This is a genomic window from Paenibacillus sp. WG02, from assembly GCF_055396115.1.
In genome coordinates, this window is the sequence record NZ_AP036016.1 from 4,614,339 (window position 1) to 4,627,442 (window position 13,104).

General features: G+C 44.7%; 10 protein-coding genes and 1 pseudogene. All 11 read right to left on the reverse strand.

From position 1 onward, the window contains the following. Nucleotides 1-8: 8 nt before the first annotated feature. A complete protein-coding gene (locus ACBP55_RS20880) occupies nt 9-2,534 on the reverse strand; it encodes an NEW3 domain-containing protein (protein ID WP_464644673.1) in 2,526 nt (841 codons plus the stop codon). 77 nt (nt 2,535-2,611) lie between these two features. Beyond that, nucleotides 2,612-4,342: an ABC transporter permease gene (locus ACBP55_RS20885; protein WP_464644674.1), complete on the reverse strand. Its 1,731-nt coding sequence runs from the start codon at nt 4,340-4,342 to the stop codon at nt 2,612-2,614. A gap of 15 nt (nt 4,343-4,357) precedes the next feature. Next, on the reverse strand, nt 4,358-5,440 hold the full coding sequence (locus ACBP55_RS20890) for an ABC transporter ATP-binding protein (protein ID WP_464644675.1): 1,083 nt from the start codon (nt 5,438-5,440) through the stop codon (nt 4,358-4,360). A gap of 64 nt (nt 5,441-5,504) precedes the next feature. Continuing rightward, entirely contained in the window at nt 5,505-6,635 is a 1,131-nt protein-coding gene (locus ACBP55_RS20895) for an extracellular solute-binding protein (RefSeq protein WP_464644676.1), read from the reverse strand. Then, the gene (locus tag ACBP55_RS20900; RefSeq protein WP_464644677.1) at nt 6,622-7,833 is read right to left on the reverse strand and encodes an ROK family transcriptional regulator; all 1,212 of its coding nucleotides are present in this window, start codon (nt 7,831-7,833) and stop codon (nt 6,622-6,624) included. The genes ACBP55_RS20895 and ACBP55_RS20900 overlap by 14 nt, the downstream gene beginning before the upstream one ends. Nucleotides 7,834-8,124: 291 nt before the next feature. Then, nucleotides 8,125-9,003 (reverse strand): GNAT family N-acetyltransferase, encoded by an 879-nt coding sequence (locus ACBP55_RS20905; RefSeq protein WP_464644678.1) that lies wholly within the window; start codon nt 9,001-9,003, stop codon nt 8,125-8,127. A 22-nt stretch (nt 9,004-9,025) separates the two neighbouring features. After that, complete coding sequence (locus ACBP55_RS20910; protein WP_464644679.1) at nt 9,026-9,634, reverse strand: TetR/AcrR family transcriptional regulator; 609 nt, start codon at nt 9,632-9,634, stop codon at nt 9,026-9,028. Between the two features lie 28 nt (nt 9,635-9,662). Next, on the reverse strand, nt 9,663-10,895 hold the full coding sequence (locus tag ACBP55_RS20915; protein WP_464644680.1) for an aminopeptidase: 1,233 nt from the start codon (nt 10,893-10,895) through the stop codon (nt 9,663-9,665). 138 nt (nt 10,896-11,033) lie between these two features. After that, nucleotides 11,034-11,255, reverse strand: a pseudogene (locus ACBP55_RS20920) (cell wall hydrolase); the annotation flags it as partial. A 42-nt stretch (nt 11,256-11,297) separates the two neighbouring features. Then, complete coding sequence (locus tag ACBP55_RS20925; protein WP_464644681.1) at nt 11,298-11,453, reverse strand: hypothetical protein; 156 nt, start codon at nt 11,451-11,453, stop codon at nt 11,298-11,300. Nucleotides 11,454-11,543: 90 nt separating this feature from the next. Then, on the reverse strand, nt 11,544-12,974 hold the full coding sequence (locus ACBP55_RS20930; protein ID WP_464644683.1) for a serine hydrolase domain-containing protein: 1,431 nt from the start codon (nt 12,972-12,974) through the stop codon (nt 11,544-11,546). Nucleotides 12,975-13,104: the final 130 nt, after the last annotated feature.

A 13,104-nucleotide genomic window follows, 5' to 3' on the forward strand; every position in this document is an offset into this window, starting at 1 on the left:
AGTTATAACTATTGCTTTAAGCTGATCATGTTCACGAAGAGGCGAATAGAACCAGGGACAAGGTTCGGGATTTCACGGTACCATACAAGCGAACTGTAGGTGTAAGTTCCCTTACCGTATTTAGCGCTTAGGAACGTTCCGGTAAATTCCTTCTCCCCTGCATCACCGTTAGAGATCAGCTGCGTGTACTCTTTGCCCCACTCAGACGGGTTGTAAGCCGAACGATCTTGAATCCAATTGTTCCAATCTGCATCTGTAATTTTATTAGGAGTCGTAAAGATCGGATGATCAGGTGCCAGCATTGTTACTTTGGAATTCTCATCCGTGACACGCCATTGAATTAACGGTTCTCCAATTTTTATCGGATAAGGGGCAAGTTCAGGTTTCCATTTATCTTCCGGCTTATGATATTGAACGACCAGATTTCCGCCATTTTCCACATAAGAGAGAAGTCTTTGATTGCTCGATAACAACTCTGGACGGAAACCATATGCCCGAATGCCCAATACAATCGTATCATATTGAGATAAGTCAGCTGACTGGATCGCTTTATCGTCGAGTTTCGTTACGTTCACGCCAAATTGGGTTAAGTACTGATCAATATTGTCGAAACCACTAGATACATATCCCACTTTGAGACCTGTAGGTACCTTCAAGTCAAAGGCCTGAATCTTTAATTCTGCTGGCTGAATCAAATAGGTTTTACCGATATGTGGATAATCGATAATTTGTACGTTTTCCTTGCTGGTAACATCACCGCTTGTTGCTATCGCTGTTACTGTATATTTGCCAACTGCTGTTCCAGCAGGCGCTTTGACTTGGAACGTAACCGGCTTCGTTTCACCTTTGGCAGCGAAATTTACTTCTTGAGATGCAGGTGTTACATTCCAATCCTTAGGGACGTTCAAGGAAATAGACGTTTTGGTAGCGCCTGGCGAGTAGTTGCGTACTGTAACTTTGACCGGAAGAGGCTCTTCGGTTTTCAATGTGTTAAGTACCGTAGCCTCAGGGCTCAACGACATAGCAAAAGCCGGGAGCACAGCCACTTGATTCGATGGGGTAACACGTATTTTTCCTGAAACATTATTTAACTGATACAAGACATCCGCACTTACTACAGATGGTTGATATACCTGGAACTCTACTGCATTCTTAGGGACTTGAACCTCAAAAGTGGCAGAAACCGTCTTATTATAGCTAAGTTGGTCAAACTTTGTGTTTCCGACTGCTTTCGTTGTCCAGCCCTCAGGCACATTCAGCCCGAGCTCAACGTTCTTCAGATTGTTCTTACCGCCACTGTAAGCGGAGACTACCATTTTGACCGTTTGACCTGCAACGAGTTCACCGGTTTCCGGTTTTACCTTCACAACCAACGATGATGCTTCCATACCTGCTTTATTCAGTTGGGCATCCTTCACTTGAAGGCGGTATAGTAAGTCGGTCTTGACGCTTGCATCCAGCGTCGATGTTTTCACATCGCTCACGGCTGTTTCTACATCTGCCTTCATTTCTTGTACCTCACGCGCCACGTCAGAGAACACAGGGTATGCTTTAACGACTTCTTCCGCATCCTTATGGAGGGCTCGCAAATCTTTGATCACTTTGTTATCTTTGCCCTTCGCTTCTATCTCTTTAGCCAAATCATCGAAGGAGAAAGCAATACCGTCGAAGAAATCATTTTCCTTTTCGGATTTAACCGCTGAATTTAATTTGTAATAGTTAAAGCTCGGACCTTCATCAACATGTCTTCCCATCCCTTGGCTCTTATGCATAAAACGGGATTCTTCTCCCAATTGGACATAAGAAGCACCGTAAATTTCATCGTAATCTCCTACAGGTACAGCCACGTTGTAATCTTTATCATTGGCAGGCAGGTACAGTTTCTTAATTTGCCAAGGCTGCAAGCCGTTTTTCAAGTGTTCTGGAAACACCTCGGGGTTAGCTGCATCCTTGAATGCACGAACGGTTATAACGTTAATGGCCCGATGATGACCATGTGTCGATTCTTCGTTAAGGAAAGAAGGAATCACTACATCAGGGCGCAGCTCCCGAATTTTCCGAATAAGTCTTTCATAGACCACCGAATCTCCCCATTTTTGCAGTGTTTCATCGGGGCTTTTTGAGAAACCAAAGTCAAATATAGGATCATTGATTTGCTCGCTTAACATACCCAACGTGACATTCGTGATTTTGGAGGCTTCCTGCAGTTCGCGTGAGCGAATAATGCCTAACGCATTACCTAGTTCACTGCCGATCTCATTCTGGCCTCCTTCCCCACGGTTTGCAATGACACTTAATGTATTGACTCCTTTTCCTAATGAAAGATAAGCAAGCATAGCACTATGCTCGTCGTCAGGGTGAGCTCCCGTATTCATAGCGCTCGCGATGGTTGTGAGAGGTTTAATCGATTTCCAGAGATCAACAACGCCTCTGTCGGCGCTGACCGGCTGCGCCATGCTAGGAAACAGCAAGGTACCTACTACGGCAACGCTAGTTACACTCGTAAACACTTTCTTCCATGTACCTTTCTTCACTTTAACTCCTCCTTATTCACCTTTTATCATCAAGCAGCGGTCTTGAACCCTATAAGCTCCCGCAGAATGATCAACCTTTACACAGCTGTACCCGCTTTGTCACCGGTCAATTTTTTAGATATAAAGAGAACAATGATAATGAGGATGATTTGAAGAACGCCATAGGCGCAAGCGGTTCCGAATTCGAACGCATACATTCTTTGGAAAATTTCCACCGAAATCGGGGCTGTTCTAGATGTAAACAAGAGAATCGATGATACGAATTCACCGATGCCAGTTACGAAGGCCAATAAAGTTCCCGCTAAGATCCCGCTAAGCGACAAGGGAAATACGATTCGACGAAAGCTATACCACCAGGAAACTCCCAGATTACGCGCTGCCTCTTCGATCGAAGGATCCATCTGCATAAGCGTTGCCGACGTTGAGCGGAAAACAAGCGGTAAATGACGTACAAAGTAAGCTAATGGCAAAATCCAGAACGTCCCCACAAGAACTTGCCCAAAACTGTAGGCAGACGGTGTACTGAAAGCAGTAATTAAATTAATCCCTACAACCGTTCCTGGTAATGCCCAAGGGAGCATAATAAACACATCAAGCAATGTCTTCCCTCTAAATTTGAGGCGAACGATCGCATAGGCTGCAGCAACACCGAAGATCACATTGCCAACCGTTGCAACAAAGCTCATTTTGAAGCTGTTAGCAATAGGACGCCACGTTTTGCTGTTAGTAAACAATTCCACATAATGGCTAAATGTATATTCTGGCGGCAGTATTTGTGTCGTCCATGTACCATCGGTAGAAAAGGATATGAGAATCAATACCAGAATGGGCAGGAGCAGAATGACAACACCTATCACGGAGAGGAACATGGCCGTATATTTTCCCCATGCACTCTTGACCTCTGTCCGGTGTACACTAACTCCTTTGCTCAAGTTCTGGTAGTTTCGCAAGCCTTGATACCAGCGCATAATGATGAGAAATAGGATCGAAACAATGGATAATAAGGTAGACTGCGTAGCTGCCATATCCAAATTTCCATTTGTTCGGGACAAATAGATTTGCATCGTCATCGTTCTTTCGATTCCGAAGATGAGAGGTGCCGTATAAGAAGCCATGGCAATCATGAAGACAAGCAAGGACGAAGCCACGATAGCTGGGGTGAGCATGGGTAATATGATTCTCCGCCAAATATAAAGACGTCCGGCTCCAAGACTTGCAGCTGCTTCCTCCAGTGAGGGGTCGAGCCCCTTGATCGCAGCGGAAGCGGTCATATAGAAATAGGTGTACATCGTAAAGGTGTGAACCATGAGAACGCCCCATACCCCTTTTAGCGAGAACGGCACGTGGTCCATCTCAAACCAAAGCTTAAGCGTCCGCGGAATTATACCGCTTTCTCCATATAGAAAAGTGAATGAAAGTACGCCTACCAACGGTGGCAGCGCCATCGGCACCATAGCAAGAACAGTAAGGGCTTTACGGCCTGGAAACTCATAGCGTTCCAATAGAAAAGCCATGGTGACTCCGACTATCGCGCATGTCACTACACTTAGAACGGATATATATACACTGGTCCAGAGAGCCTCCAAATTGGCGGTATGCTCCAAGCTGAAGAACCGAGCATAGTTTTTCAAAGTAAAGTTGCCTTCCATTTGAACGCTCTGAATAAAAGTCTGATACAGCGGAAAGAGCACATAGCCCAGCAGTATCAGAAACAAGGGAGCAATTAGTACGTATACGAAATGAGGCGAAGTAGTGATGGATGGCCGTTTGATCACAGAATGATGAGATGCTGGTTTCTTAAAGGTCATATTCTCATCCTCCGCCTATTCTAAAAAGTAAATGCTTTCCTTTGGTATATGCATCGCAAGTGTATCGTCACGCTGTCGTACTTGATGACCCTGATTGACGAACATCGCTTTCAAGGGCTTATTTGATACGTCCGTCAAATAATTGACATTCACCCCGGTGAATTCTGCGATGACAACTTTAGCTAGGAAAGTGTTCTCCGATTGTGAAGATTCTGTTTGTGCCTCGCGTACCGCCTCAGGGCGAATAGACAGAGTGGTTTGTGCACCCACTGCAAGGTGACAATTAGGTGCCGTATGACTCACCAATCCGCATAGAACTAGATCCGGTGAAACTCTAACATAGACCTGATCTCCTTCTATTCGCTCCACGGTTCCATTCCATAAATTAGACTCGCCTATAAAGGAAGCGACAAAACGATTAATAGGTCGGTTATAGATTTCCTCCGGCCTTCCAACCTGCTGAACAACGCCGCCTTGCATGACCATGATCCGATCCGACATCGCCATGGCCTCAGCTTGATCGTGCGTCACATAAATGGTTGTAATACCAGATTCAAGCTGCAGTCTTTTAATCTCCAAGCGTGTTTCTTCTCTCAGTTTGGCATCTAAGTTGGATAAAGGCTCATCTAGCAGTAAGATATTCGGCTCAATCACAAGTGCTCTGGCAAGCGCAACACGCTGCTGCTGACCACCAGATAGTTGGTCAATTCGCCGATTGCCATAACCCTGCAAGTGAACTTGCTGTAACGCACGCTCTACCCTTTGGAGACGTTCTTCTTTCGGCCGTTTTCTAACCTGCAAGCCAAAGGCCACATTCTCAAATACCGTCAGATGAGGAAATAAGGCATAGTTCTGAAACACCATTCCCGTATTGCGTTTGTGAGGCGGCACTGTCGTTACATCTTGATTGCCAAATACGATACGCCCAGAGCTTGGATAATAAAAGCCGGCAATCATTCTCAAAGTTGTTGTTTTTCCGCATCCGCTAGGACCAAGGAAAGTAAAGAATTCACCGGGCTTAATCCGAATATGTACATCCTGAACGCCCGATACTTTCCCAAATTGCTTGGTTACATGTTCTAGAGCGACTTCGATCACGTACCGTACCTCCCTTACTTTGAGTCGGGTAGAGGAGCTATCTCTACCCGAACGGATGTTTCGCTTATTTCGCGCCTTTTCCTTTAATGCTCTCATCCCAATACTGCATCCAATCTTTCTCTTTATCAGCCATGACTGTCCAATCGATATTCATTGGCTTAAGTTCAATGCCTTTCAGCCAAGCTGGAAGTGAGTCTTTGCTAATATCCGTACGCGTAGGGATCTGGAACAGTTTATCGGCAAGCTCTACACGAAGTTTGGAGTCGAAAAGAAACTCATAAAACTTCTTCGCTGCTTCTTTGTTCTTAGCATTTTTTACCATACCTACGCCGTCTACAAGGATAGGTGCCCCGCTCGCTGGGTAAATAAAATCAAACGGCTGATTTTTCAAATGCTTCTGAATCATTATGTCCTGCAAGTTCCAGAGCGAAAGTGTTCCTTCTTCACGGGCTAATTTTAAGTAAAGGTTAGTAGGATCTTGGGCATATTCCTTCGTATTGGCATCCAGCTTCTTCAGCCAGTCATACCCTTTTTTAGGATCAGCGGCACCTTCCTTGAAAATCATGGCGGAATAAATCGTTCTCATCGTTCCTGATGCAAGCACGCCCCGAATGATAATCTTCCCTTTGTATTTCGGGTCAAGAAGTGCATCCCAATCTTTAGGAGCGTCTTCCTGCTTAAGTGCTTTGGAGTTGTACATGATCACTTCGGGCAGCAGCATTTCACCATACCAACGATCCTTAGCATCTTTGTACAAAGCAGGAATGCTATCTGCGAAACTTGGCTTGAAGCTTTCCAAGAGATCTTCGTTCGCCGCCGTCATCAGACCAGATTGGGTACCACCCCACCAGAAATCAGCTTGAGGATTGGCCTTTTCTCCCCGTACACGTTCCAGAATCTGCTGAGCTCCCATCGTTAATACCTCGACTTCAACTTCCGGATGCTTCGCATTGAATTTTGGAATAATTTCATCGACAACACTTTTATCTCTAGCGGTATAAATAACAAGCTTTTGCTTCTCTGCGGGTTTAGGTGCCTCCGTAACTGCCGGTTTGTCAGAAGGTTTCACCGTGGGTGCTTGACTAGCATTTCCAGAACTCGGTGTGGAGCCTCCGCAAGCTGTAATCACAACCATCATGATGCTGACTAGAGTGCCTACCAGCATTCTGGACATTTTCCCCTTACTTGTTCTCATTCACATAACCTCCCGAAAGGTATATTTTATTGGAATTAACTACGGGGAAAGCTTCAAGGACGCTGTGAATCGCCCCGATAAGGCCAGCTTTGTAGCCTAGAGCCGCCAGCTTGATTTGGGGTACGTACGGAACCCATTCCGTCAGCATACCTTGGATCTTCTCAACACCGCTTTCCTCGATGTCAATCATCTCCCCGCTTAAAATCAACAAATCTGGATCGAGTATACTGACCATATTCGCGATTCCGTAGGCCCAATGTCTGTAGATGTCATTTAACAATCGACCTGCCTCTGTATGACCATCTTCCGTATGGCGTATCAGTTGTTTAATCACACCCGGATCTTCCATAAGGGAAGGCAGTACTTTTCTGGCTTTTTCTTGGATGACTGGGACGGAGTAATTCCCTTCAAAAACGCCATATTCACCCCGGTTCAGCTTCTTTGCCTGACCCACCATCATATATCCGATCTCTCCAGATGCTTCACGCGAGCCTCTATAAAATTGCCCATCTAGGATGATTCCCGCGCCGATTCCCGTCCCTACATACATATAAACCTGATTCTTAACTCCGTTGCCGACACCCTTATGAAACTCCCCTAAAGTCATCAAATTAACGTCATTATCAATCACAACAGGTAGACCTAATCGCTCCTCGATCTCCTGTTTCACCGGTAAACCCATCCATCCTGTGCTTGGCGCATAACTCACGGTTCCATCGCGACGCTGTGTAATTCCGGGTAAGCCTAAGCCAACACCTAGTAAGCGAGATTTCTCGAACCCACTCTTGCTAAGCAAAGTCTGCAGACCCAATTCTAGACAACGAATGGCCATATCGCCATTTGTTGGTTGCTGCAAGCGAAAGTTGTAATCAACTAACAAATCTCCACTTAGATCAGCGATAGACATATACAGCGTACTACCCTCAAAAATGGCCCCAACTACGCCATATGCTTGAAAATTATACTCGAGCAGGATCGGCTTTCTTCCGCCTTTGGACTCACCTACACCAACTTCATGGATTAGCCCTTCCTTCATCATTTCATCGACCAACGCGGAAACACACGGACGACTTAGCTCCGTTAGCTTTGCCAAATCTGCTCTCGAAACCCGCTTATTTTCCCTAAGCTTACGCAGGATCTCCTGTCTGTTCAATTGTTTTACGAGCTTGCTATTTCCAGTTTGATTGCGACCAAGCACCTTGTTCACCCCCTTTGATAGTTAGAATGACTAACAAAGTTTTCTAATACGATACTTATTATTGATTTACCGAATTAAGTACAACTTCAATAAAAAAATGAGATCGTATTCATACATCCATGCATGACTGGAAAAAGTGGCTGTCGCAAAAACCATTGACTTTCCCATGTAAGTGAAAAAAAACAAAAAAAAGAGAAGGCAAGAATACTCTTGCCACCTCATTGAAAAGTGTTTCTTCGTTAATCTATCGAATTTAAGCTCGTAAGACGTAAGTATTTTACCCCTAAGTTCTCATAAATGACGAATCATGTGTACTTGTTCCACAAATTTAGTAAATCCTAAACGCTCAAATAGCCCAATAAGTCCCTTGTTGGAATCTCTTATGTTCATGGTTATACGCTTACAAGTAAACGAAAAAGGTGCGTATACTTCACTTAATGCTGCTTTGAGGATTTCTTCTGCATCTGTTCGGCCCGGAATCGATTCACATTGATAAAGTGCGATGGTTGACAGGTTCCCGTCATCTCCGAAAATTCGCTTATAAAGTGCGTAACCAACAACCTCATCTTCATGATCAGAGACGATGATACATTCCCCATCCTTCATACTTGCCCATTGTGTTTGCCATGCTGACAAATGTCTGTAGAATGACATTCCTTTCACTTCCACAGCCCGTCCTCGTCTCGTTACATATTCGTTTAGAGAGTTTGCCTGCAGGAGACTTGCATCCAAGGCTTCTGTCTGTTGTAAGCTGATTAACTGCTCAGTAATAACATAACCGACGCTTTGATAGAGCTTAATCGCAGCTTTATTTTGAATAAGCGCCTCCAGCAAGGCGATATCTACACCTTGTTCACGATACAACTGGAGGTTTCTTTCCATCAGTTTTTTTCCAATCCCTCTGCCCCTATGTTCAGTCGCAATGCCAGTACCTCCATTCCATGCCACTCTCTTTCCTTCAATGACACGGAACCCATTCATCACGAAGCCAATAGGGTCCCTATTTTCGCACACGACTAAGGATTTCTCTAGTGAGAGCCCCTCGTTGACAGATCTTGCAAGAAATTTGTCCAAGTTCAGTGTACTATTTAAGAAATAACCTTCGAATCCCTTATTCCACAACGCCACCATGTCTTCGGCCGACATTTCGCTCATTTTTTTGAAAATCATAAGCCTCTACCTCCATCGTGAATTATCCTTGGATATAGCGGAATACCTTTTTTTCCATCTCATTAATCATGGATTTATAGCCAGTTTCCTCACCGCTAAGCATAAATTGCAGAGCAAGGCCATCCCGAACGGACCAGAATAAACGGGAGGCAACCGCAATATCAAGGTCGGAGCGGAACTCCCCTGTCTTCATGCCGCCCTCCATAATTTCCTGCATGAACAATAATGCTTTATTTGCATATTGGTTCCATCGTTCCGTTAATTCCGGTTGGCGCGCTGCATACAGCATAAATTCCAAATGAAAAGCTAGCCATTTGCGCAGTTCGTCGAGTGATTGTCGACGGAATCGATCAAACATATAGCGAATTTGATCTTCTGCGCTTGGCATATTTTTGAAATCTTCACTGGAGTTCTCCACCATCGCATTCATTTTATCGTCGGCCATTTGAATATACATCTCTTCTTTGCTGGAAAAGTAACTGTAGATTGCGCCTTTGCTCATCCCCAAATGCCGCACGATATCATCAATGGTCGTAGCTTGAAAGCCTTTTTCGATAAAGCAATGCAGGGCTCCCTCAAGAATAATCGCTCTTTTTTCATCTTTATAAGCCTGCGTAACTTTAGGTGACATTCAGCACCTCCTTCTTTCTTTTTTCACATCAAAACGCCCAATCACCGTTACGAAACAGCGGCTCTTTTTCCCCATTTTCCAAAATCCCATCAATATTCATATCTGCTGAGCCCATCATAAAATCAACATGCGTCAAACTGTCGTTGAGCCCATGATTCTGAAGATCTTGTTGGCTCATATCGATTCCGCCATTCAGGCAGAAAGGAAAAGCTCTACCGATGGCAAAATGGCATGAGGCATTCTCGTCGTAAAGCGTATTATAGAAAATAAGATTCGTGTTAGAGATAGGCGAGCGATGCGGCACTAAAGCAATTTCACCCAAATAGTGAGAGCCCTCATCAATCTCAATGAGACTTCTCAAATGTTCTTCCCCCTTCTCAGCCTTAAAATCAATAATCCGCCCTTCTTTGAATGTTAAAGTAAAGTTCTCAATGAGGTTGCCGTTGTAACTCAGCGGCTTGGTACTTTTCACGGTTCCGTTTACGCCATTTTTTAAAGGAGATGTAAATACTTCCTCTGTCGGCAGGTTTGCAATAAAGGAAATGCCATTGCTGTTGATAGTACCGGCCGAAACCCAAATATGATCAGGCGGCAGACATACTGTAATGTCTGTGCCGTTGCCGCGGTAATGAAGCGCCTTATATTGGCGTTCATTAAGTCTTTTTGATCTTGTGTTTAGAGCAGTTGAATGTTCTTTCCAATCCTGTACCGGATCATCACAGTCAGCTCTAGTTGCTTTGAAGATGGCATTCCATAGCGCATCAACACGCTCTTCTTCGGGGAGCGAAGGAAACACCTTATCCGCCCATGAAGGCGAGGGAACAGCGATAATCGACCAACTGACTTTGTTGGTTAACCTTGCGACAGACAGCTCCTTCAATGCCGTATTCGATGTTCTACTCGCTGTTTGAATACGTTTGGGGTCGATGCCATTCATCAGATCGGGGTTATTTGCTACCACATAGAGAAATGCAGCATTATTTCCAGCTAATTCTTCATACCCTTTTGCCCGCCACATAGGGTATTCAAGCAATGCTTCCTCGGGCGCTAGTTCATACTTTAACCGAGTAATTTCTTCGTCGAACCACTCGACATAAACATGCTTTGCGCCTACCTCATAGGCTTGCTTGACCAATCTGCGTACGAACTCCCCCGATATTAAAGGTGCGAAGACGACCAATGTCTGTCCCTGTTGGATGTTGACACCTAATTGGATGGCTAGAGCTGCATATTTATCTAAATTGTCTTGGAATGAATGCACGTAAATCCTCCTTCAAGCTAAAATACGACTTAATAAAGACTGACCAGTCGTTTTATTATTTTAATTATTATGCCATTTCATGGCAGCTGTCAAGAAATAAAAAAGAAGCCTTTCGGCTCCGATCAGTTCACACCTGTTTTAGTACGTATTATAAATATTTTCGCACTCGGTTCCTAATGGTTGATAAAAGCAATGCTTTTTATAACGACCTACAAAAGGCTGATTATACCAAGTAGGAGGACACTCTCCGGGAGGTCTGAAATACCACAGACTTAATTTTGCCGGCCATAGTATCTCTCCATCGACAGACCTTTTAGCAAGCCGTTTTTCTCGTTCTCTCGGTTTTTGATAAAAGTATCCGTGCTATATGATTTAACTTGTACAGACTTATAATCATTAACCCTACAGATTCTCCACGCTCTCCCGTAAAAAAGCGATGGAACTCTGGACATCCTCTGCCATCGTGCATACAGGGTTCGTTTCTACGGGGTGCCATAGCTCAAGCGCTAACAAACCACCATAATTGGCATGGGCTGCTGCTTCCAGTAACGCGCGCATGTCAATTTCCCTTCTGTCACTGTGCCTAAAGCATATAGAAAAAGGTCAGTCTGCTGCGGCAGACCGACCTTTCCTTTCTTCAACTAACGTTCAACTAACTTTTCCTTGAATCCACTTAGGCTCCTCATTGCCGAACCTAACGTTCTGTCGAAATTGCAGCTGTAAACTTCCATCATTGAACGTACATACGACAGTTACGCAAAATGGCGCTTCCACGTATCTTAACGTTAATAAGAGCATATTCGAATCCTGCCATGTTGCTGAGCCGAATGCGACATTTTTCTGTCTCATATGCAGTGTATAGATTCCCTCCAACCATTCGTTTCTACCAAAGTAAATCGTATGTTTCCCTGCGTTATTTTGAACCGTAACATTGGCTGAATCCTCTGTAAAATCAATGGAAAATGTTTGAATTTGCTCCTCATTTTCTTCTAACTCAAACTCGATTCCCGATATGCTGGTCTCCAGCGCTGAGCTTGAAAGAAATCGCGGCGGTTCTAAGCTCAGTCCATGCAGCACATGGGTTAGCGACTCATAGGCTTCCGTGTCCACAGGCAGCTCTTCGGTTTTCATGGCAGGCAGCAGATGCTCCCAGACTACATCAAGTACGTCTTGCATGTTATTGACTCCAGACGTTATCGCGATGACGGCATCCTGCTCCGGGAGAACAATGCAGAACTGCCCGAAAGCTCCGTCTCCTCGATATGCGCCGTGACGGCATCTCCAGAATTGATACCCATACCCTTGAGACCAGTCATTATTGGTGCTGGAGTCATTGGAAATTTGCTTCGTTGTCGCTTCTTCTATCCAAATCTCAGGAATGAGCTGGTTCCCATCCCATTGACCTTTTTGTAAATATAGCTGTCCAAACTTGGCAATATCCTCGGTTTTGATCTTCATTCCCCAGCCGCCAATGTGGATGCCGCGAGGGCAGCTTTCCGAAGTGGCACCTTGGATATCCAGCGGTTCCAACAGTCGCGGCTGCAAATAGTCCAGTAACGTTTGACCGGTTACCTTCTGTAAAATGGCCGAAAGCATATAAGTCGCCCCGCTGTTATACACGAAATGCGTACCTGGCTCATGTTCCACGGGAATGTTTAAGAAATTGTTGACCCAGTTATCGGTTGACTGCATCTTTCCACTCGTATCTTGCGCATGACCTGTACCCATCATGAGTAAGTGTCGGATGGTCATTGCAGCTAGGTTAGGTGAAACTTCTGGCGGCAAATCCTCAGGGAAAAAGGAGACAACCCGGTCATCGAGCGAGACTCGCCCTTCTCCCACTAACAATCCGATGGCTGTTGAAGCAAAGCTTTTAGTTAAGGAAAATAGCATATGCGGACGTTCAGGCAAATAAGGTGTCCACCATCCTTCCGAAACAACGTGCCCATGTCGGAGGAGCATGAAGCTATGAAGCTCTAGACTGCGGTCTTGAATTTCTTTTAGAAAGCTCGTAATCGAGGAAGACGCGATACCTTGACGCTCAGGCTGACTTCTTGGTAGGGATCGAATTGGACTCATTCTTGTCTCTCCTTCTACACACCAGAATATGTAAATCAACAAGACTATTATATCACTTACAATGGGTACTTTTACAAATAATAGATTACAAGACTACTACGACCGTCAATTGATTTACTACAGGTATTCA

What these genes read in the sequence shown, in the direction of transcription:
- ACBP55_RS20885 (WP_464644674.1), bottom strand. Translation starts at nt 4,342, where the DNA reads ATGACCTTTAAGAAACCAGCATCTCATCATTCTGTGATCAAACGGCCA.
- ACBP55_RS20895 (WP_464644676.1), bottom strand. Translation starts at nt 6,635, where the DNA reads ATGAGAACAAGTAAGGGGAAAATGTCCAGAATGCTGGTAGGCACTCTA.
- ACBP55_RS20905 (WP_464644678.1), bottom strand. Translation starts at nt 9,003, where the DNA reads ATGATTTTCAAAAAAATGAGCGAAATGTCGGCCGAAGACATGGTGGCG.
- ACBP55_RS20910 (WP_464644679.1), bottom strand. Translation starts at nt 9,634, where the DNA reads ATGTCACCTAAAGTTACGCAGGCTTATAAAGATGAAAAAAGAGCGATT.
- ACBP55_RS20925 (WP_464644681.1), bottom strand. Translation starts at nt 11,453, where the DNA reads ATGCGCGCGTTACTGGAAGCAGCAGCCCATGCCAATTATGGTGGTTTG.
- ACBP55_RS20930 (WP_464644683.1), bottom strand. Translation starts at nt 12,974, where the DNA reads ATGAGTCCAATTCGATCCCTACCAAGAAGTCAGCCTGAGCGTCAAGGT.